Origin of the sequence: Curtobacterium pusillum (assembly GCF_013359865.1) — a bacterium.
GTDB classification, from domain to species: domain Bacteria; phylum Actinomycetota; class Actinomycetes; order Actinomycetales; family Microbacteriaceae; genus Curtobacterium; species Curtobacterium pusillum.
Window position 1 is genome coordinate 72,746 of record NZ_JABMCE010000075.1, and the last position, 21,153, is coordinate 93,898.

Here is a 21,153-nt window from a genome sequence, read left to right on the forward strand (position 1 = left end):
CGTTTGTCCTCCACAAGTGAACCCCTGTGGTGCTTCTCCACAATTCGGCTGCGCGCTTGCCCGGACAGCGGCGTGCTCCGACATCGTCGTGGCGGAGGCAACGACATGGAGCAAACACCGCTGCGGAACAGCAGTCTCGGACGATTCGGCGAGGAACGCGCCGCGGAATGGCTGACGGACCACGGCTTCCGGATCGTCGAACGCAATTGGCGCTGTGCCCGCGGGGAGATCGACATCATCGCGTGGCAGTCGTGCACGCTCGTGTTCATCGAGGTGAAGACGCGAGCGGGCATCTCGACGGGGCATCCGTTCGAGGCGATCACGGCATCGAAGGTCGCCCGGTTGCGACGACTGGTTCCGGCGTGGTTCGACGCCCATCCGGAGGTGTCGGCACGGGCGATCCGGATCGACGCCGTCGCGGTGCACGTGGACGGGGAACGGGTCGGCATCGAGCACATCGCGGGTGTGCTGTGACGACGGACATCGGTCGCGCCTCCGCCATCGCGCTCGTGGGCGTGCAGGGTCGGGTCATCGAGGTCGAGGCCCACCTCACGAGTCAGCTGCCCGGGTTCAGCATCATCGGGTTACCCGACGCCGCACTCGGAGAAGCGCGCGAGCGTGTCCGTTCTGCCAGTGCGGTCGCCGACTGTCCGCTCCCGGCCCGACGGATCACGGTGAACCTCACGCCGGCGTCGATCCCGAAGCGGGGGTCGGGGTTCGACCTCGCGATCGCGATGGCGATCCTCGGGGCCGAGGGCATCGCGCCCGAGGTCTCCCGCGACGTCGCCTACATCGGGGAGCTCGGTCTCGACGGGCGGGTCCGACCGGTCCCCGGCGTCATCCCGATGGTCATCGCGGCACGGGACGCCGGTGTCGAGCGGGTCGTCGTTCCCGTCGGCAACCTCGAGGAAGCGCTCGTCGTCCCGGGCATCGAGGTCCTCGGCACCGCGTCCCTGCGGGCGAGCGCCATCACCGCCGGTGCGCTGCTGCCTCCGGTCGACATCGAGCCGGTGCTGCCACCGGCTGCCCTCGACCCCGTTCCGCGGGTGCACGACCTCGCCGACGTCATCGGGAACGCCGTCGGCGTGCGAGCGGTCATCGCCGCCGCGGCCGGCGGGCACCACATGTTCCTGCTGGGCCCACCGGGCGCAGGCAAGACGATGCTCGCCGAGCGCCTGCCCGGACTCCTGCCGGACCTCGATGCCGAGGCTGCGCTCGAGGTCGCCTCGGTCCGTTCCGTGAGCGGCCTCGGCAACCAGTCCTGGAGCGTCCGACCGCCGTGGGAAGCTCCGCACCACTCGTCGTCGGCGATGGCGCTCATCGGTGGGGGATCGGGACTCCTCCGGCCCGGGGCCGTGTCACGCGCCACGCGAGGGGTCCTCTTCCTGGACGAGGCGACCGAGTTCCCCCGGGCCGTCCTCGACGCGCTCCGCCAGCCGCTCGAGTCCGGGCGGATCACGATCCACCGGAGCGTCGGCAGCGCCGAGTTCCCGGCACGGTGTCAGGTCGTCCTCGCCGCGAACCCCTGCCCGTGCGGGAACGCGGGGTCCCGGGGCGGCCCGCTGTGCTCCTGCAGTCCGAGTACGGTGCGCAAGTACCTCGGTCGGATATCCGGGCCACTCCTCGACCGGATCGACATCCGCGTGGCCGTCCCGCGCGTGACCACGGGCACGATCCGCGCGACCGAGGGGACCGCGCCGACCACGGCCGCCGCGGCGGAACACGTGGCGATCGCCCGGCAGCGGATGGCCGAGCGGTTGCGGGGGACGGGCTGGAGCTGCAACGCCGAGGTGACCGGTCCCTGGCTCCGGTCGGAGGGACGTGCTGAGCCGGGCGCGACGACCGCGCTGGACCGCGCGCTCGACTTCGGCACGCTCACCATGCGGGGCTGGGACCGGGTCATGCGGCTGGCGTGGACGATGGCCGACCTCGGGGACGTGTCGCGGCCCGGCGCCGATGAGGTCCGACGGGCGCTCGCGCTGCGGAGCGCCCTGTGACCGCCGCGCCCGACGACGTGCTCGCCCGCGTCGCGTGGAGTGTCCTCGCCGAGCCGGGCGACGTCGTGGCAGGCGAACTCGTCACGCTGTTCGGCGCGCAGGAGTCGCTCGCCATGGTCCGTCGGGCGGTCGAGTCCGGTCCGGACGACCTCGTCGGTCGCCTCCGGAGCGGGGTGTCGTTCGCCGACGGGCCGGATCGCGTTCGCACGGCCATCGTCGCCGCACTCGAGCGGTGGCGTCCACGCGCGGGCGGAGCAGACCCGAACGCCGCCGTCACCGCGGGGACGGCCGTCGGAGCGCGGTTGGTCGTCCCGGGCGATCCCGGATGGCCGACCGCTCTGGACGACCTCGGCCCGCACGCGCCGTTCGTGCTGTGGAGTCGGTCCGAGCAGGACGACCCGGTGGGGGCGGCCGGTTGCGTCGGGGCGATGGCGGTCGTCGGCTGCCGGGCGAACACCGTCGCTGGTGCCGAAGCCGCGGCCGAGATCGCGTCGCTCGCGGCCGACGCGGGGGTCGAGATCGTGTCCGGAGGGGCCTACGGCATCGACGCGGTCGCGCACCGCGTCGCCGTGGCGGCGGGGACGCCGACGACGGCCGTCCTCGCGGGTGGGATCGATCAGTTCTACCCCGCGGGCAACCACGAGCTGCTCCGGAACGTGCTCGCCCGCGGGCGGGTGCTCTCCGAGTCACCGCCGGGGACTCGTCCGACCCGGTGGCGGTTCCTCAGCCGCAACCGGCTCATCGCCGCGCTGTCGGAAGCGACCGTCGTCGTCGAGGCCGCTGCGCGCTCGGGTGCCCTCAACACCGCGCACCACGCCATGCAGCTCGGGCGACCGGTGTTCGCGGTGCCCGGGGCGTTCACGTCGGCGGCGTCGGTCGGGTGTCACCGGCTCATCGCCCAGGGGAACGCGCAGATCGTCGTCTCGCCGCGCGACCCGATCACTGCGGTGCTGACGGGGACGGACGACGTGGCCGTGCGGTCGCGGGTCGCCGAGACCGTGGTCCTCGCGACCGATGCCGACCCGCACGTGAAGCGTGCGCTGGATGCGCTCGACCGGCGGCCGATCCCGGTGGAGGAGGTCGCCAGGCGCAGCGGACTCTCCGTCGACGACGCTGCGGACGCGCTCGCGTTGGCACAGTTGGAGGGGCTCGTGACGCCGCTCGCCGAGGGGTGGTGTCGCCGCTGACGGTGATCGTCCGACGGCCGCGGCGGGTGGGCAGGGAACCTGCGGTCACCGGACCTACGCTGGACGCCCGCGGCGGGTGCGGCCGGGTACGGCGGTCGGCGGACCTACTCTGGGCGCGTGACGGAACGCACGGACGAACGGCTCGCAGTGGCGGTCGACGCGTTCCTCACGCACGCCCGGCACGGCCGCGGCCTCAGCGAACAGACCGTCCGGGCCTACGCCGGCGATCTCGAGCAACTCGTGGAGTTCGCCGCTGCCCGGGGCACCGAACGGCTCCCGGACGTCGGGCTCGAGCTGCTCCGCGACTGGTTGTGGGACGCCGACCACCGGGGGCTCGCCCGCAGTACCATCGCGCGCCGGTCGTCGTCGGTCCGGGCGTTCACGCGATGGGCGAGCGAGTCCGGTCTCATCGCGAGTGATCCCGGCGCGCGACTCCGTGCACCGAAGGGCGCGGCGCACCTGCCGCGGGTGGTCTCGTCGGACCAGGTCCGCACGCTGCTCGACGGGCTCGCAGGCCGAGCAGCGGGCGACGACCCGGGAGCGCTCCGGGACCTCGCGGTCGTGGAGCTCCTGTACGCGGCGGCGATCCGGGTGAGCGAGCTCGTGGGCATCGACGTGCTCGACCTCGACCGCGGGCGACTCACCGTCCGGGTGCTCGGGAAGGGCGGGCGGGAACGGGTGGTGCCCTTCGGGGTGCCGGCACGCGATGCGCTCGAGGCGTGGCTCGAACGCGGGCGTCCGGTCATCGCAGCGCGGTCCGACGCCGCGGACACCGGTGCGCTGTTCCTCGGCGATCGAGGAGCTCGGCTCGGGGTGCGGAGCGCCTACCGCATCGTCGCACGGCTGCTGCAGGACCTCCCGGGCGAGGGGCCGAGCGGACCGCACACCTTCCGGCACACGGCGGCGACGCACCTGCTCGACGGGGGCGCGGACCTCCGTGCCGTGCAGGAACTCCTCGGGCACGCGAGCCTCGGCACGACGCAGATCTACACGCACGTCTCCTCGGCGCGCCTGCGCGAGGTCTACCGCACCGCACATCCCCGCGCCTAGTGGGTCGGGTCAGCCGGTCCAGGCGTCCTCGGGCAGCAGGACCGGCCATGCCGCAGCCGGCAGGTACGGCGTCGGATCGACGTACCGGTCGTCGATCCGCGCGCCGAGGTGCACGCACGGGTCCGACGCCGGGCAGTGCCCGATCGTCACCCGGCCGACGGCGTCCCCCCGCGCCACGGTGTCGCCCTTCGCGACCGTCGGCTCCACGGAGTCGAGCGTGCTGCGGAGCCCGCCACCGTGGTCGATCGTCACGACACCGCGACCGGCGACCGCACCGGCGAACGTCACGGTGCCGTCATCGACCGCGACCGCGACGGCCCCGATCGCCGCCGGGACGTCGAGCCCCCGGTGGCCCGCCGCGTAGTCGTCCGCCGGGGCTTCCCACGGTCGGCTCACCACGCGGCTCCCGGTCGGCCACACCCACCGCTCGCCATCGGACCCCCGCGCCGACGCCTCCGGGGGTGAACCGCTGACGGACGAACGTGCTCCGGCGGTCGAGATCGCCCCGTGCACGGCCAGGACCAGCAGGAGGGCGGGGAACCACGCGACCGGGTGCCCACGGCGGACGAGGCGGGAGAGCCGGCGACGGAGCTGCATGCGGCCACCCTCCCGAGGAACCACGCGGGAACCGACCACCGCGAGCCGATCCGTGGATGACGAGCCGCGCCTCCAGGCCTGGGGAGGACAGGTGAGCCGCGCGCGCCGCCGGGTTGGGCCTCCGCGCTCGACGGGGAGTACAGTCTGGGGCGCTCCGGAACACGCAACGCCGCTCGGACGGCGAACCAGCCGACCGCCGGGGCACCGTGCAGCATCCCGCACGGCGGCAGGGAACCTGGAGCATCGTGTCGAACACGTCCACCCAGCACGGCGAGGACCGTGCGTTCAAGGGGAAGGTCACCGCGTTCGCGATCGCAGCGGCGGTCGGCGGCTTCCTCTTCGGATTCGACTCGTCCGTCATCAACGGAGCGGTCGACGCCATCAAGAACGAGTTCGGTCTGTCCGAGGCGGCGAGCGGCTTCGCGGTCGCCTCGGCGCTCATCGGCTGCGCGTTCGGCGCGTACTTCGCCGGTCGCCTCGCGGACCGCTGGGGTCGCACCCGGGTGATGTTCTGGGCAGCGGTGCTCTTCCTCATCTCCTCGATCGGCAGCGGGTTCGCGTTCGCCACCTGGGACCTCGTGATCTGGCGTCTCGTCGGCGGCCTCGGCATCGGCACCGCGTCGGTCATCGCGCCCGCGTACATCTCCGAGGTCGCGCCGAAGCAGATCCGCGGCACGCTGGCCTCCTTCCAGCAGCTCGCGATCACGATCGGTATCTTCGCCGCGCTCCTGTCCGACCAGGTCTTCGCGGTCACCGCCGGCGGCGCCTCCGAGGTCGTCCTCGGCCTGCCGGCCTGGCGCTGGATGTTCCTCGTCGGCGTGATCCCGTCGGTCGTGTACGGCATCCTGGCGATCACCCTGCCGGAGTCGCCGCGCTTCCTGCTCGCCAAGGGCCGCAAGGACGACGCCCGGGACGTGATGGAGAAGATCGTGCCGCGCGACACGGTCAACACGAGCCTCGAAGAGATCCAGGACGGCATCGACCGCGAGGCCACCGAGAAGAAGGGCTCCATCCGGGGCAACCGCTTCGGCCTGCAGCCGATCGTCTGGGTCGGCATCATCCTCGCCGTCCTGCAGCAGTTCGTCGGCATCAACGTGATCTTCTACTACTCGACGACGCTCTGGCAGGCCGTCGGCTTCAAGGAGAGCGACTCCTTCCTCATCTCCACGATCACCTCGGTCGTGAACGTCGCCGTGACCTTCATCGCGATCTGGCTCGTCGACAAGGTCGGTCGCAAGCCGCTCCTGGTCTCCGGCTCCGCGGGTATGTTCGTGTCGCTGACGATGGTCGCCATCGCGTTCTCGCAGGCCACGATCGTGCACGGCAACCCCAGCCTCCCCGGCGCGTGGGGCGTCATCGCGCTGATCTTCGCGAACCTCTTCGTCGTCTCGTTCGGCGCCACCTGGGGTCCGCTCATGTGGGTCCTGCTCGGCGAGATGTTCCCGAACCGCATCCGTGCCACCGCGCTCGGCGTCGGTTCCGCGGCGAACTGGATCGCGAACTTCCTCGTCACGATCTCGTTCCCGGTCCTGTCCGGCTTCAACCTGACCGTGACCTACGGCATCTACGCCCTGTTCGCCCTGCTCTCCCTGTTCTTCGTCCTCGCGAAGATCCCGGAGACGAAGGGGCGCTCCCTCGAGGAGATGGGCATCACGGCCGAGGGCGACACGATCAGCGCCAAGGCCTGACGCGTCCACGCGACCATCCAGGAGGCGCGGTGCGGGTCCGACCCGCACCGCGCCTCCCGTGCGTCCTGCGACCTGCTAAGGTTCTTCCAGCAGCGCATCCTGCGCTGACTTCGCGCGCCTACCAAGGCACCCCATCCACCGGTCCCGCTCCTCACGGAGCGGGCGGATGCGGACCGAGGCGCCAGGGGCCACGACCACCGGTCGTGACCGACACAACCGCAACCGTGCGTACGTCCTCGATGGCGTGCGCCGAGAACAAGGAGGGACGGCATGGCCGTCGTCACCATCCGCCAGCTGCTCGACAGCGGCGTCCACTTCGGACACCAGACCCGTCGGTGGAACCCGAAGGTGAAGCGCTTCATCCTCGCCGAGCGCTCGGGCATCCACATCATCGACCTGCAGCAGTCGCTGGCCTTCATCGACCGTGCGTACGACTTCGTCAAGGAGACGGTCGCCCACGGTGGCACGATCCTCTTCGTGGGCACCAAGAAGCAGGCGCAGGGCTCCATCGCCGAGCAGGCGACCCGCGTCGGCCAGCCGTACGTCAACCAGCGTTGGCTCGGCGGTCTGCTCACGAACTTCCAGACGGTCTCCAAGCGCCTCGCGCGCATGAAGGAGCTCGAGGAGATCGACTTCGACGACACGACGAAGGGCTTCACCAAGAAGGAGCTCCTCATCAAGAAGCGCGAGCTGGACAAGCTCCACAAGACCCTCGGTGGTATCCGCAACCTCACGCGGACCCCGAGCGCGCTCTGGATCGTCGACACCAAGAAGGAGCACCTCGCCGTCGACGAGGCGCAGAAGCTCGGGATCCCGATCATCGGCATCCTCGACACCAACTGCGACCCGGACGAGATCACCTACCCGATCCCGGGCAACGACGACGCGATCCGCTCCGTCGGTCTGCTCACCCGCATCGTCGCCGACGCCGCGGCCGAGGGCCTGAAGACCCGCCACAACGGTGGCGACGACGACGAGGCCGCCGAGCCCCTCGCCGAGTGGGAGCAGGAGCTCCTCGGTGGCGAGACCGCGACGCCGGCCGCCGACGCCGCGCCCGAGGGTGCGACCGTCGAAGAGAACGACGCAGACGCGCAGGTCGCCGCGAAGGAGATCGGCGAGCCGATCGCCGACGAGGCGAAGAACGCGGAGCCGACGGCCGAGGCCGAGGCCGCCGCGGAGACCACCCCCGCCGAGTGACCACCGGGGGCGTCGGGCCGGTCGGCTCGGCGCCCCTTTCCTCTCTCTACGAACGCACAGTCCAGAAAGGACTCCAGTCAATGGCCAACTACAGCCTTGCTGACGTGAAGAAGCTCCGTGAGGACCTCGGGGCCGGCATGATGGACGCGAAGAACGCGCTCGTCGAGGCCGACGGCGACTACGACAAGGCCGTCGAGCTCCTCCGCATCAAGGGCGCGAAGGCCGTCGCCAAGCGCGACGACCGCGCCACCTCCGAGGGTGTCGTCGTCGCGACCGCCGGGAACGGCGCCGCGACCGTCGTCGAGCTCGCCAGCGAGACCGACTTCGTCGCGAAGAACGAGCGCTTCACCACGCTCGCCGACAAGGTCGTCGCCGCGGTCGCCGCCGCCGGTGCCGCCGACGTCGCGGCCGGCAACGCCGCGCCCCTGGACGGCAAGACCGTCGCCGAGGTCATCGACGAGAACGCCGCCGCCCTCGGTGAGAAGCTCGAGCTCCGCACGGTCACCCGTGTCGAGGGCGAGAACTTCGAGATCTACCTGCACAAGACCAGCCAGGACCTCCCGCCGCAGATCGCCGTCGTCATCGCCTACTCGGGCTCCGACGCCGCCGAGGCTCGTTCCATCGCGCAGCACGTCGCGTTCGCGAACCCGACGTACCTGACGCGTGACGAGGTCCCGGCCGAGGCGATCGAGAAGGAGCGCGCGACCGTCGAGGCGATCACCCGCGAAGAGGGCAAGCCCGAGGCCGCCCTGCCGAAGATCGTCGAGGGTCGCCTCAACGCCTACATCAAGCAGGTGTCGCTGCTCGACCAGGACTACGCGAAGGACAACAAGATCTCCGTCGCGAAGGCCGCCGAGAACGCCGGCATCACGATCCAGGGCTTCGCCCGCGTCAAGGTCGGCGCGTAACGAACCCGTGACGGGGCTCGGAACCAACAGGTTCCGGGCCCCGTTTTTCGCGCCCCGACCGGGGCCGCGAGTAGATTCCCACGAGACATTCGACGAAGGGTGCGACCACATGACGAACGAGAAGACCGGACGCCGCCGGGTGCTGCTGAAGCTGTCGGGGGAGGCGTTCGGCGCCGGGTCCCTCGGTGTGAACCCGGACGTCATCAGCACCATCGCGAAGGAGATCGCCCTCGCCGCACAGGACGTCGAGGTCGCGATCGTGGTCGGCGGCGGCAACTTCTTCCGTGGTGCCGAGCTCTCGCAGCGTGGCATGGACCGGGGCCGAGCCGACTACATGGGCATGCTCGGGACCGTCATGAACGCCCTCGCCCTGCAGGACTTCCTCGAGCAGGCCGGCGCCGCGACCCGCGTGCAGTCGGCCATCAGCATGACCCAGGTCGCCGAGCCGTACATCCCGCGGCGTGCCGAGCGGCACCTCGAGAAGGGGCGGATCGTCATCTTCGGCGCCGGCGCCGGTCTGCCGTACTTCTCGACCGACACCGTCGCGGCCCAGCGCGCGCTCGAGATCGACGCGCACGAGGTGCTCGTCGCCAAGAACGGCGTCGACGGCGTCTACACGGCGGACCCGAAGAAGGATGCCACTGCCGAGAAGCTGCACCACGTCACCTACCAGGACGCCCTGCTGAAGGGCCTGAAGGTCGTCGACGCCACCGCCTTCTCGCTCTGCATGGACAACGGCATGCCGATGCACGTCTTCGGCATGGAGGGCGACGGCAACGTCGCCGCGGCGATCCGGGGCGAGCGCATCGGCACGGTGGTCAGCAACTGACCCCGTCCGCTGACTAGACTCGACGCCAGTACCGAAGGAGAACCACCGTGATCAGTGATGTCCTGACCGAAGCCACCGAGAAGATGGCGAAGGCCGTGGAGGTCGCCAAGGACGACTTCTCGACCGTCCGTACCGGCCGCATCAACGCCGCCCTCTTCCAGAAGATCCCGGTCGACTACTACGGCACGCCGACGCCGCTCGCGCAGCTGGCGTCCCTGCAGACGCCGGAAGCGCGGACGCTCGTCGTGACGCCGTACGACAAGTCGGCGCTCAAGGAGATCGAGCGCGCCATCGCGACGTTCCCGAACCTCGGCGCCAGCCCGACGAACGACGGCGAGATCGTGCGCGTCACGATCCCGGAGCTCACGCAGGACCGCCGCAAGGAGTTCGTGAAGCTCGTCCGCGGCAAGGGCGAGGACCACAAGGTCGTCATCCGCAACATCCGCCGCCGTGCGAAGGACGACCTCGACGCGCTGAAGGGTGAGATCTCCGACGACGAGATCTCGCGCGGCGACAAGGACCTCGAGACCCTCACGAAGAAGCACGTCGATCAGATCGACGACGCGCTGAAGAAGAAGGAAGCCGAACTCCTCGAGGTCTGATGCCCCGTCCAGACCAGGGCGATGACCGCCCCACAGCACAGAAGCGTTCCGCCAAGGGGCTGCGCCAGGACTTCGATGCGCGGGCACGTGCTGCCCGCACGGACTTCGAGGCGCAGCTCCGGCAGCGGAAGGCCGACTTCGGCGCCCGCAACGAGGCACTGACGGCGCGCACCGGGCGCAACCTGCCGGCGGCGATCGGCATCGCCCTGGCCTTCGCGGTGGTGATGCTGGCGTCGCTGCTCATCTGGAAGCCGTCGTTCATGGTCGTCGGGGCGTTCCTGCTCGGCGTCGGCGTGTACGAGCTCGCGAGCGCCATGCGGTTCGCCGGCCGCGACGTCCCGCGGATCCCGAGCGTCCTCGTCAGCGTGGCGGTGGTCCCCGCGGCGTTCCTGGGCGGACAGATCCCCGCGCTGTTCACGCTGCTCGGCGGCATCGTCTTCATCAGCCTCTGGCGCCTGGTCGAGGTCGCCGTCGCGCGTCCCAAGCCGCCCGTCGGCAACGTCGTGCGCGACCTGACGAACGGGTTGTTCGTACAGGCCTACATCACGCTGCTCGGTGCGTGCGTCGTGCTGCTCGCCGCCCAGCCGCGCGGCGAGCTCTGGGTGATCGCGTTCATCCTCGTCGTCGTGGCGGTCGACACCGGCGCCTACGCGACAGGACTCAACCTCGGCAAGCACCCGATGGCGCCGCGGATCAGCCCGAAGAAGACGTGGGAGGGCTTCGCCGGGTCCGTCGGGGCGAGCATCATCGTCGGCATCGTCGTGGCGTGGCTCATGCTCGGGCTGCCGTGGTGGACGGGCGTGATCCTCGGGGTGCTCATCTCCGGGTCGGCCACGCTGGGCGACCTGACCGAGTCGATGATCAAGCGCGATCTCGGCATCAAGGACATCTCGTCGTTCCTGCCCGGGCACGGGGGACTGCTCGACCGGATGGACAGCATCCTGCCGTCGGCCGCCGTCGCGTACGTGCTGTACCTCGTCGTCAACCACTGAGCACCGACAGCGCGTCCAGGTCACACCAGGCTCCGGTCCTGGCAGAATGTCGCCGTGGCCACCACCTTCCCGAACGCAGACCGCTCCGCCCTCGGATACGACGTCGACGAGGTCGAGCGCTTCCTCGAGGACGCCCGTCGCGCCTACACGACGAACGACACCGCTCCCGCGATCGAGGCGGCGAAGATCCGGGCCACGGCGTTCTCGATGCGCAAGGGCGGCTACTCGACCGCACACGTGGATGCGGCACTCGAGCGTCTCGAGGACGCCTTCGCCGCCCGTGAGCGCGAGCGGGAGATCGCCGAGATCGGACAGAAGGCCTGGTACGCGGATGCCCGCTCCAAGGCCTCGGACGTCGTGGCGCGGCTGGAGCGGCCGGACGGGCAGCGCTTCAGCAGGGTGAGCGTCCTCGGCACCGGGTACCACCCGAAGGACGTCGACACGTTCGCGAAGCGCCTCGGTGGGTACTTCCGCGAGGGCAAGCCGCTCAGCCTGACCGAGGTCCGCTCGATCGTGTTCCGACCGAAGCACGGCGGCTACCGCGAATCGCAGGTCGATGCGCTCCTCGACGCCGTCGTCGAGGTCATGCTCGCCGTCCGCTGACGACGCGCTGCGCACAGGTGCTTCGCTTTCCGTGATCGTTCCGTTATCCTGGTCGAACTCATGGGCAGGCACACGGCAGACATCAGCTCCGACCGCGATACCCGCGAGCACCTCGGCCTCTCGGCCGCCGGTGAGCGCCGCGCGGCACTGAACCGAACCCGCACGGCGGAGAATTCGGTCCTCCCGGCGAACCCACAGGTCGCGACGGCAGCGGTGCCGATCGCGCCCGTGATCGCCCCCAAGTCGGTCGCGGCGAACCGGGTCTCGGACACGCAGGAAGCGCAGGCATCGGTCGCGCACGCCGTCCCCGCCACCCCGTCGGACCCTCGCATCGTCAAGCAGCGTCGGGCGCGCGCGGTGGCCGCCCCGGCGAAGCCGACCGCCGTCCGCAGTGTGAACACGTTCATGCGCAAGCGCGCGACGATCCCGGCGCTGTCCTTCTTCGCGGTGTTCGGGTTCGTCGGTGGTTCGCTCTTCAACCCGATGCAGCCCGACGTCGCCCAGGCAGCGGTCACCGCGCCGGTGCTCGTGAAGGCCCCGGTCGCGCCGCAGGAGTACACCGCGCACGGGACCTACGCCGCGTTCGACGTCACGCGCGACGCGTACGGCGTGACGGTCCCGAAGCCGAAGGTGACCGAGGCGCCGAAGACCGAGACCGACGACACCACGGACTCCACCGACACGACCGCCACGGTCAGCGCGTCCAACACGCTCGCCGCCACCGCCGCGACCCCCGACCCGGGGAGCGCCCAGGCCATCGCGCAGCAGATGGTCACCGCCCGCGGTTGGGGTACCGACCAGTACAACTGCCTCGTCTCCCTGTGGAACAAGGAGTCCGGCTGGCGCGTCAACGCGTACAACCCGAGCGGCGCGTACGGCATCCCGCAGGCGCTCCCCGGCAGCAAGATGGCCTCGGTCGGCGCCGACTGGCAGACGAACCCGGCGACGCAGATCACCTGGGGTCTCAACTACATCTCGGGCGTGTACGGCACCCCGTGCGGTGCCTGGGCCCACAGCGTCGCGAACAACTGGTACTGATCGGCCGCACGGGTGCCGCGCAGCAACCGGCCGCGGCGTCCTCGTGGCCGCGGCTCCGAGCAGGATGAGGAGCCGACCGGCCTCGACCGGTTGATGAGTTCCTGGAAGCGCACCGAGGTCCGGCGCGGGCGCGAGTTCCTCGTGCAGCCGGTCTCCGCCGCGTCCGCCCAGAAGGAGTACGTCTGCCCGGGCTGCGGCGGCACGGTGCTGCCCGGGGTCGCCCACGTGGTCGTGTGGCGCGCCGATGGAGTCCTCGGTGACGAAGCCGACCTCGCGTCCCGCCGCCACTGGCACAACCACTGCTGGAGCATCGCATGACCACGTGCCGGACCGCCTCGTGAGCACCGACGAGATCCGCTCGAACACCGAGCTGCCCGCACGGCGGACGGACATCGAGCTCGTCACCGACGACCACCTCACGCTCGTGGGGGAGATCGCCGAACCGCTGGACCGTCCGGCCCGCGGGACGATCGTCACCCTGCACCCGCTGCCGACCGCGCACGGCTTCATGGACTCCCACGTGCTGAAGAAGGCCGCAGCGCGGCTGCCGGCCCTCGCCGACATCGCCGTGCTGCGTTTCAACTTCCGGTCGGTGACGTCGCCACGGGGGACCTCCGAGGGCGTCTTCGGCGACGGCGTTTCCGAGGGGTTCGACCTCCGCGCCGCGGTGGCCGACGTGGCCGACCGCGGCCTGCCCACGCCGTGGCTGGTCGGCTGGTCGTTCGGCACCGAGGTGATCCTCAAGCACGCACTCGAGCACGTCGAGGCCGGCCGGGTCGCCGGGGTCGTCCTGCTGTCGCCGCCGTTGCACCGCACGAGCGACGAGGAACTCGCCCGCTGGGCGGACGTGTCCGTCCCGGTGGTGGCGCTCGTGCCGGAGCACGACGACTTCCTGCAGCCGGCTGAGGCGACGCGACGGTTCGCGCTCGCACCGAACGTCCGCGTCGTCCCCGTCGCGGGCGCGAAGCACCTCTGGGTGGGGGAGCGGTACGTGCGGATCGTGCTCGACGCGATCGCGGACCTCGTCGTCCCCGGCAGCGCGCCGCTGCCGACGCACGTTCCGGCCTGACCAGCGGCCCGCGTCGACGACGAGAGCCGACCTGGAGGCGCGGGTCGCGCCTCCAGGCCCCTGTGCGTCAGCGCGCGGTCGCATCCTCGCTGTCGTCCGCGGCCTCGTCTGCTGCGGTGTCGGCGTCGTCGGACACGGACGGTCCGGTGCCGAGCAGCCCCGTGGCGTGCGTCAACACGCCGCGGAGGTTCTCGAGGTACCCGGCCACCGCGTCTCGTTCGGTACGGATCGCCGCGAGCCGGTCCTCCGACTCGGCGATGATGCCCGCGGTGCGTTCCTCGGCGTCCGCGATCATCTTGTGCACGCGGTCCTGCGCGTCGGCGACGATCGTCCGCGCGTGCTCCTGCGCGTCCGAGGTGCTGGAGCGCTCGAGGTCGTCGGCCTCCTGCTGGAGCCGCTCGGCACGCTCCCGGGCCTCGGTCGCACGACGGGTCGCCTCGGCGAGTTGCAGGTTCGCCTCGTCGAGGTACTTCTGCGTCTCCGTGACGGTCTCGTGGTGCTTCTGCAGGTAGTCCTGCTCGGCGTCGTCACGGCGAGCGGCGAGCTCCGACTCGAGCGTCGTCCGGGCCTCGTCGCGCTCCCGGGCGATCTCGGCACGGACCTCGTCGCGCTCCTTCTTCAGGTCGGCGCGAGCGGTGTCGATCTCCTGGCGCAGGGCGGTGCGCTCCGCCTCGAGCGTTCCCAGCTCGGCCGTGCGGCGGTCGGCGATCTCGGTGTCGACCTCGGCGTGCTCCCGCTCGCGGCGAGCGGCGAGTTCGTTCTCGTGCTCGCGGGCGGCGCGTTCCGCGGCGGCCTCGGCCTCGGTGCGCTCGCGCTCGATACGGCTGGCGTGCTCGTCGAGCTCGCGGGCGATGCGGTCGGCGGTCTCCTGCACGAGGCGCGCGTTCTCGGCCCGGGTCTGCTCTTCGTCGACGCGGAGCTGCGCGTGTGCGGCCTCGATCTCCTGCGCGAGCGCGGTGCGGGCCGCGGCGAGTTCGCGCTCCCACTCGGCGCGTGCGGCGGCGAGCTCCTCGTCGAGGACCCGGCGGCGGTCGGCGAGCTCGGCGTCGATCTCGGCGTGGCGCCGGTCGACCTCGGCCGCGAGGTCGGCGCGCCCGGTCTCGAGCTCCAGCGCGTGCGCCTGCTGCTGCTCGTCCCGCTCGCGGTGCCAGGCGGCACGTCCTTCGGTGACCTCGCGCTCCAGGGCGTCGCGGCGGGTCGTCTCCTCACGGTCGAGGTCTTCGACGCGTCGCGCGTGGTCCGCCTCGAACACGCTGCGACGGTGCTCGGTCTCACGGGTGAGGTCCGCGGCGGCCTGACGGGCTTCGGCGGACTCGCGCTGGGCGATCTCGCGGAGCTCGGCGACCTCGTGCTCGACCTGGGCGCGGAGGGCGTTCGTCTCGCGGATGGCGACGGAACGGACCTCGGCGGCCTCCGTGACGGCGGCACCGCGGATCGCGGCCGCTTCGTTGCGGGCGTCCTGCACGAGGAGGCCGGCCTCCGCGCGCGCACGCTCGACGGTGTCGGCCGATTCGGCGCGCGCGCGGGTGAGTTCGTCGGTGGAGCGGGTGCGGGCGTCCTCGAGGGTGTCGCGCGCCTCGTCCTGGGCCTCGCGCAGGGTGCGGTCGGCCTCCGCACGGCTCGACGCGCGCAGGCGCTGCGCGTCGATGTCGGCCTGGCTGATCAGGCGGGTGGACTGCTCCTCGGCGACACGGAGGGTGGACTCGAGACGGGTGCCGAGCCCGCTGTACGTCGGGGTGCCGGCTTCGTCGAGCTCGCCCTGGAGCTCGGAGACGCGGGACTGCAGGAGACGGATCTCCTTGGCGGCGTCGGCGCGGTCGTTGTTCGACTTGATGAGCTCGCGGCGCAGGTCGTTCAGGGCACGGTCCACGTCTTCGCGGCGGTACCCGCGCAGCTCGGTTCCGAACTCTGCCTCGTCGTTCGCCACGTGTTCGCTCCTGGGTGCTCGGCGGGAGGGCGCAGGGAAGGCCCGGGCCCGATTGTAGTGGCGCGCGGGCACCGGCGGCTGTGACCGCGGACAGCGGCGGGGGATGCGCTGTCCAGACTCCCTCGCTATCCTGGAGCGCTGATTCGCGCGCCGACACCCCCACCCCGGCGCGGTAGGGAGAAGATCCGTGCGATTCGTCCTGGCGATCGTCAGTTTCGTCATCGGTCTGCTGCTCGTCGCGCTCGCGGTCGGCCAGCGGACCGTGTTCGAGCCACCGTCGTCGCTGGTCGCGGCATCGTCGTCGAAGGCCTCGGCCCCGGTGACGGTGATCCCGGGGTCGACGCTCAACGCCAACCCCGGCTACCAGCGCATCAACGTGTCCGGTTCCGGCAAGGTGTTCGCCGCGTACGGCAAGAGCACCGACGTCGACGCCTGGGTCGGTGACGCGAAGCACACCACCCTGCGGTTCGATGCGGAGCAGGCGAAGCTCGTCGGTCGCACGACCGGCAGCGCGACCTCGGTGCCGGACCCCGCCGGAAGCGATCTCTGGTACCAGGAGTACGACGGCGCGGGGCAGTTCACCGTGCGGCTGCCGAAGGACGTCTCCGTGATCATCGTCGGCGACGGCAAGGCCGCGGCTCCGAGCGACGTGTCGGTGACCTGGCCGCGGGACACCGCGACGCCGACCGTCGGCCCGTTGCTCGTCGCCGGCGCCGTCTTCCTCGTCGGCGGCGTCGTCCTGCTCATCTGGGCTTTCGTCCACCAGCGTCGCGGCCGCGGCCCGCGCCGTCGCAGCGGGGGATCGCGTCCGCCGCGCGTGCGTGCCTCCCGCCGTGCAGCAGCGGCCGGTGCCCAGGTGCCGGTCCGTGGCCGTCGCGGACGCCGTGCCCTCGTGGCGGTCCCCGTGGTGCTCGTCGGCGCGCTCGGTCTGGCCGGGTGCTCGTCCGACTACTGGCCCCAGGGCGGGTCGGCCGCCAGCCCGACCCCCACCGCGACCGCCACCGGCGCCGCTGGACAGACCGAGCCGACCGCCGCGACCGAGCAGCAGATCCGTCGCATCGTGCAGCGGGTGGCCGATGTCGCGAAGAAGGCCGACGACGCCCGTGACGCGAAGATCGCCGCGCAGCGGTTCACCGGTGCCGCGCTCGACCTGCGCGAGGCGAACTACACGATCCGCGGGAAGGACTCCGACGTCGACGCCCCGCCCGCGATCTCCGCCGAACAGGTGTGCGTGGCGCTGCCGCAGCAGACCGACTCGTGGCCGCGCACGGTGTTCGCCGTCGTCGCCGAGGACTGCGACGCGAAGTCCGCGCCGCAGGCGCTCACGCTCGTGCAGGACTCCGCGCGCGACGACTACAAGGTCGCGTACGACGTCTCGCTCGAGGCCGCCGCGAAGATCCCGAGCCTCGCGCCCACCTCCCTCGGCGCCGCGCTGCTCGCGTCGAACACGAAGCTGCTCTCGATCGCGCCGGACCAGATCGCCAAGGCGTACGGCGACATCCTGTCGAAGGACGAGGACAGCACGTACGCGTCGCTCTTCCAGTCGGACGGCGACGGTCTCCGCTCGACCATCGGGAAGGCGTACAAGGACAAGAAGTCCGATGCGCTGCCCGACACCGCGAAGATCGAGTACTCGTCCGAGGTCCCGGACGACAGCGCGGTCGCGATCGCGACGGACGGCGCGGGGGCACTCGTCTCCGCCGACCTGAACGAGATCGAGAAGGTCACGCCGACGGCGGCCGGCGCCGAGGTGAACACCGAGGGTGCGGTGAAGGCCCTCTCCGGCGTCGACTCCAGCACGAAGGGCATCAGCGCCACGTACGGCGTGCAGCTGCTCTTCTACGTGCCCCCGGTGGGCACCGATGACAAAGTGGTCCTGCTCGGGTTCACGCAGGGCCTGACAGCAGCGAGTGAGGTGCAATGACCAACGTCCCCCCGACCCCGTCCGGTCTCCGCGGAGCCGTCGACCTGTCGTCCCTCGTCGACCGCGCGCAGCGGCCGCCGCAGCCCACCGGCGGCCCCGCTGCCGGCCAGGGTGGCGGCCCGGCCGGTGCGTCCGCGGCCGGTGCGCCCGGCAGCGAGACCGGCGCCGACCTGACCGTCCCGTCGCTCGTCCTGGACGTCACCGACCAGACCTTCCAGGACGTCCTGCAGCTCTCCACGATCGTCCCGGTGATCGTCGACATCTGGGCCGAGTGGTGCGGGCCGTGCAAGCAGCTCTCGCCGATCCTCGAGCAGCTCACCGCCGAGTACGACGGCCGGGTCCTGCTCGCCAAGGTCGACGCGGACACCAACCCGCAGCTCGTCCAGGCGTTCCAAGCGCAGTCGATCCCCACCGTGGCCGCGCTCATCGGCGGGCGCCCGCTCGGACTCTTCGTCGGAGCGCTGCCCGAGGCGCAGGTGCGCGACGTCTACGAGCAGGTGCTCGCCGCCGCCGAGCAGAACGGCGTCTCCGGCCGTGTGACCGTCGACGGGGCTGCCTCCGCCGACGTCACCGAGCAGGGCGAGCCCGAGCCGGAGCCACTGCCGCCGCACCACCAGGCCGCGTACGACGCGATCGAGCAGGGCGACTACGCCACCGCGATCCAGGAGTACAAGACCGCCATCGCGCAGGACCCGCACGACCAGATGGCCGTTGCGGGGCTCGCGCAGGTGTCGCTGCTCGACCGGCTGAACGGCCGCACCGCCGACGACATCCGTGCTGCCGCGGCAGCCGGACCGTCGGACGTGCAGGCGCAGCTGGCCGTCGCGGACCTCGACATCTCCGGCGGGCACGTCGAGGACGCGTTCGGCCGCCTGCTCGACCTCGTGCCGACGGTGTTCGGCGAGGAGCGCGAGGCGCTGCGCGTCCGGCTCGTCGAGTACTTCGAGCTGATCGGTGCCGAGGATCCCCGAGTCGTCGCGGCCCGGCGCCGCCTGGCGAGCGCCCTGTACTGACCGCGGCGCCGCCGCCGGGCGCTCCGTCGGAGCGGTCCGCCGGGCTGGTCCGCCGGAGTGGTCCGGGAAAGCGACAGTGTTCGCGCGGATTCCGCGCGAACACTGTCGCTTTCGCGTACTGCTTCCGTCTCGCGGCGCACGCGGCGCACGCGGCGCACGCGGTTGTGCGACGGACGGGAGGCCCGGTGCCAGCCGGCACCGGGCCGCCCGTCCGTCAGGTGGTCGCGGCTACCGCGCCAGCTTCAGCCAGACGGCGCCCAGCGGCGGCACCACGAGGTGCGCGGACGCGGGGCGTCCCGCCCACGGGGTGTCCTCCGCGGTGACGACGCCGAGGTTCCCCACGCCGGACCCGCCGTACTCGGAGGCGTCCGTGTTGAGCACCTCGTGCCACGCGCCGGCCGCCGGCAGCCCGAAGCGTCGCTCCACCGGCACGCCGGAGAAGTTCACGAACACCGCCAGCCGGTCGTCGCCGTCCTTGCGCAGGAACCCGAGCGTCGAGTGCGGTGCGTCGCCACCCTCGATCCACTCGAAGCCGTCCGGTGTGGCGTCGTGCGTCCAGAGTGCCGGCGTGTCGCGGTAGACCCGGTTGAGCGCGGAGACGAGGTCCTGCACGCCCCGGTGTCCCGGGTCGTCGAGGAGCCACCAGTCCAGCCCGCGGGCTTCCGACCATTCGGAGGACTGGGCGAACTCCTGCCCCATGAAGAGGAGCTGCTTGCCGGGGTGCGCCCACATGAACGCCAGGTAGGCGCGGACGTTCGCGAGCTTCTGCCACTCGTCGCCGGGCATCTTGCCGTACAGGGAACCCTTGCCGTGCACGACCTCGTCGTGACTGATCGGCAGCGTGAACTGCTCACTGAAGGCGTACACGAACGAGAACGTGATCTCGTCGTGGTGGTAGCTGCGGTAGACGGGCTCGCGCTCGATGTACTGGAGCGAGTCGTGCATCCAGCCCATGTTCCACTTCTGGCCGAACCCGAGGCCGCCGGCGTTCGTGGGTTGTGTGACGCCGGGCCACGACGTGCTCTCCTCGGCGATCATCACGATGCCGGGGTAGCGCTTGTACGCGGTGGCGTTCGTCTCCTGCAGGAACGAGATCGCCTCGAGGTTCTCTCGCCCGCCGTGGATGTTCGGCAACCACTCGGTGCGGGAGTAGTCGAGGTAGAGCATCGAGGCGACGGCGTCGACCCGGAGCCCGTCGATGTGGAACTCCTCGAGCCAGTACAGCGCGTTCGCGACGAGGAAGTTGCGGACCTGCGGCTGCCCGAAGTCGAACACGTAGGTGCCCCAGTCGAGCTGCTCACCGCGGCGGGGATCCGGGTGCTCGAACAGCGCGTAGCCGTCGAACTTCGCGAGCGCCCACTCGTCCTTCGGGAAGTGCCCGGGCACCCAGTCCATGACCACGCCGATGCCCGCGGAGTGCAGACGGTCGATGAGGTACCGGAGGTCGTCGGGGGAGCCGAACCGTGCCGTCGGCGCGTAGTATCCGGTGACCTGGTAGCCCCACGAGCCGCCGAACGGGTGCTCGGAGAGCGGCAGGAACTCCACGTGGGTGAACCCGAGGTACTGCACGTGCCCGATCAGCTGATCGGCGGCCTCGCGGTACGACAGCCCGGGACGCCACGATCCCAGGTGCACCTCGTACACGCTCATCGGACGGTCGTGCGTGGTGGTGCGCGCCCGGTGCTCCATCCACTGCGCATCGCCCTCGGACCACTGGTGGTGCGAGTCGTCGATCACGGACGCGGTCAGCGGAGGCACCTCGGTGCGGCGCGCGAACGGGTCCGCGCGCTCGACCCAGCCGGAGTCGGTGAGGAGCTGGAACTTGTACCGCTGGCCCACGAGCGCGCCCGGCCAGAACAGTTCCCACACGCCGAGGTCGGTGAGGCGGCGCATCGCGGTGGTGCGGCCTTCCCACCCCTCGAAGTCACCGATCACGCGGACCGCGGTGGCGCGGGGTGCCCAGAGGGTGAACGAGACGCCTTCGACCCCGTCGACGGTCGTGACGTGCGCGCCGAGGTGGTGCCACAGCTGTTCGTCGCGGCCCTCGCCGAAGAGGTGCAGGTCGAGCTCGCCGATGGTCGGTGGGAAGCGGTAGGCGTCGTCCGTCGTCCACGTGATGTCGTCGCTGTCCGCCGAAGGGTCCGGGTCGTAGTCGGCCTCGACCCGGTACCGGCCGAGTTCGCCCGCGGTGGCTCCGGCCCAGAGACCGTCGCCCTCGTGCGTCAACTCGATGTCGTCCCCGTCGGGCCGGACGATGCGGACGGCGGTCGCGAGGTGCCGGACGACGCGCACGCTGGTGCCGCCGTCGACGGGGTGCGGCCCGAGCACGTCGTGCGGCTGCGACCAGCGGGCTTCGGCGACCTGCTGACGCAGCCATTCCTCGATGGGCGCGGGGCGGGGAGCGGCGGCGTCCGTCGTGCTGCCGGTGGCCGGCCGGGAGTCGCTGGTCGCCCCGGTCACGTCGGCTGCGGCGAGCGGGGTCCCGCCCTCGCTGGTGGGTGCGTCCGCGCCGTCGCCCGGCCCGGTGGTGGC

At 71.4% G+C, this 21,153-nt stretch carries 19 protein-coding genes; 16 read left to right on the top strand and 3 right to left on the bottom strand.

The features are described 5' to 3' along the window. Positions 1 to 105 precede the first annotated feature (105 nt). From HP507_RS09480 to HP507_RS09495, 4 genes are all read left to right on the top strand, one after another. Positions 106 to 474: a YraN family protein gene (locus tag HP507_RS09480; RefSeq protein WP_175351539.1), complete on the top strand. Its 369-nt coding sequence runs from the start codon at positions 106 to 108 to the stop codon at positions 472 to 474. Further along, on the top strand, positions 471 to 1,997 hold the full coding sequence (locus tag HP507_RS09485) for a YifB family Mg chelatase-like AAA ATPase (RefSeq protein ID WP_271206988.1): 1,527 nt from the start codon (positions 471 to 473) through the stop codon (positions 1,995 to 1,997). The genes HP507_RS09480 and HP507_RS09485 overlap by 4 nt, the downstream gene beginning before the upstream one ends. Beyond that, a complete protein-coding gene (gene dprA, locus HP507_RS09490; protein WP_175351540.1) occupies positions 1,994 to 3,184 on the top strand; it encodes a DNA-processing protein DprA in 1,191 nt (396 codons plus the stop codon). Before HP507_RS09485 ends, dprA begins: the two co-directional genes overlap by 4 nt. A 117-nt stretch (positions 3,185 to 3,301) precedes the next feature. After that, entirely contained in the window at positions 3,302 to 4,234 is a 933-nt protein-coding gene (locus tag HP507_RS09495) for a tyrosine recombinase XerC (RefSeq protein ID WP_175351541.1), read from the top strand. A gap of 9 nt (positions 4,235 to 4,243) precedes the next feature. Here HP507_RS09495 and HP507_RS09500 read toward each other — a convergent pair whose 3' ends face one another. After that, on the bottom strand, positions 4,244 to 4,831 hold the full coding sequence (locus tag HP507_RS09500; RefSeq protein WP_175351542.1) for a murein hydrolase activator EnvC family protein: 588 nt from the start codon (positions 4,829 to 4,831) through the stop codon (positions 4,244 to 4,246). A gap of 245 nt (positions 4,832 to 5,076) precedes the next feature. Between HP507_RS09500 and HP507_RS09505 the strand changes: the two genes are divergently transcribed. The 10 genes from HP507_RS09505 (at position 5,077) to HP507_RS09550 (ending at position 13,757) form a co-directional block, all read left to right on the top strand. Next, complete coding sequence (locus tag HP507_RS09505) at positions 5,077 to 6,519, top strand: sugar porter family MFS transporter (RefSeq protein WP_271206989.1); 1,443 nt, start codon at positions 5,077 to 5,079, stop codon at positions 6,517 to 6,519. A gap of 270 nt (positions 6,520 to 6,789) precedes the next feature. Further along, entirely contained in the window at positions 6,790 to 7,716 is a 927-nt protein-coding gene (gene rpsB / locus HP507_RS09510; RefSeq protein WP_175351543.1) for a 30S ribosomal protein S2, read from the top strand. 80 nt (positions 7,717 to 7,796) lie between these two features. Then, positions 7,797 to 8,624, top strand: a complete 828-nt coding sequence (tsf, locus tag HP507_RS09515) for a translation elongation factor Ts (RefSeq protein ID WP_175351544.1) — start codon at positions 7,797 to 7,799, stop codon at positions 8,622 to 8,624. Between the two features lie 109 nt (positions 8,625 to 8,733). After that, on the top strand, positions 8,734 to 9,453 hold the full coding sequence (pyrH, locus tag HP507_RS09520; RefSeq protein WP_175351545.1) for a UMP kinase: 720 nt from the start codon (positions 8,734 to 8,736) through the stop codon (positions 9,451 to 9,453). A 47-nt stretch (positions 9,454 to 9,500) separates the two neighbouring features. Next, complete coding sequence (gene frr / locus HP507_RS09525; RefSeq protein WP_175351546.1) at positions 9,501 to 10,055, top strand: ribosome recycling factor; 555 nt, start codon at positions 9,501 to 9,503, stop codon at positions 10,053 to 10,055. After that, on the top strand, positions 10,055 to 11,047 hold the full coding sequence (locus HP507_RS09530) for a phosphatidate cytidylyltransferase (protein WP_175351547.1): 993 nt from the start codon (positions 10,055 to 10,057) through the stop codon (positions 11,045 to 11,047). Before frr ends, HP507_RS09530 begins: the two co-directional genes overlap by 1 nt. Before the next feature lie 54 nt (positions 11,048 to 11,101). Then, positions 11,102 to 11,650, top strand: a complete 549-nt coding sequence (locus tag HP507_RS09535) for a DivIVA domain-containing protein (protein ID WP_175351548.1) — start codon at positions 11,102 to 11,104, stop codon at positions 11,648 to 11,650. A 60-nt stretch (positions 11,651 to 11,710) separates the two neighbouring features. Next, entirely contained in the window at positions 11,711 to 12,688 is a 978-nt protein-coding gene (locus HP507_RS17900; protein ID WP_246328355.1) for a lytic transglycosylase domain-containing protein, read from the top strand. Positions 12,689 to 12,700: 12 nt separating this feature from the next. Continuing rightward, complete coding sequence (locus tag HP507_RS09545; RefSeq protein ID WP_175351549.1) at positions 12,701 to 13,006, top strand: hypothetical protein; 306 nt, start codon at positions 12,701 to 12,703, stop codon at positions 13,004 to 13,006. Positions 13,007 to 13,010: 4 nt separating this feature from the next. After that, on the top strand, positions 13,011 to 13,757 hold the full coding sequence (locus HP507_RS09550; RefSeq protein WP_175351550.1) for an alpha/beta hydrolase: 747 nt from the start codon (positions 13,011 to 13,013) through the stop codon (positions 13,755 to 13,757). A gap of 67 nt (positions 13,758 to 13,824) precedes the next feature. Here HP507_RS09550 and HP507_RS09555 read toward each other — a convergent pair whose 3' ends face one another. After that, complete coding sequence (locus HP507_RS09555) at positions 13,825 to 15,684, bottom strand: coiled-coil domain-containing protein (RefSeq protein WP_175351551.1); 1,860 nt, start codon at positions 15,682 to 15,684, stop codon at positions 13,825 to 13,827. A gap of 187 nt (positions 15,685 to 15,871) precedes the next feature. Here HP507_RS09555 and HP507_RS09560 point away from each other — a divergent pair, with 187 nt between their 5' ends. Together HP507_RS09560 and HP507_RS09565 are read left to right on the top strand one after the other, a co-directional pair. Beyond that, complete coding sequence (locus HP507_RS09560) at positions 15,872 to 17,608, top strand: DUF8094 domain-containing protein (protein ID WP_175351552.1); 1,737 nt, start codon at positions 15,872 to 15,874, stop codon at positions 17,606 to 17,608. Continuing rightward, complete coding sequence (locus tag HP507_RS09565; protein WP_175351553.1) at positions 17,605 to 18,621, top strand: tetratricopeptide repeat protein; 1,017 nt, start codon at positions 17,605 to 17,607, stop codon at positions 18,619 to 18,621. Before HP507_RS09560 ends, HP507_RS09565 begins: the two co-directional genes overlap by 4 nt. A 228-nt stretch (positions 18,622 to 18,849) precedes the next feature. Here the strand turns inward: HP507_RS09565 and glgB are convergent. After that, positions 18,850 to 21,153: 1,4-alpha-glucan branching protein GlgB (gene glgB, locus HP507_RS09570; protein ID WP_420890011.1), on the bottom strand; the 2,304-nt coding region annotated here is incomplete at its 5' end.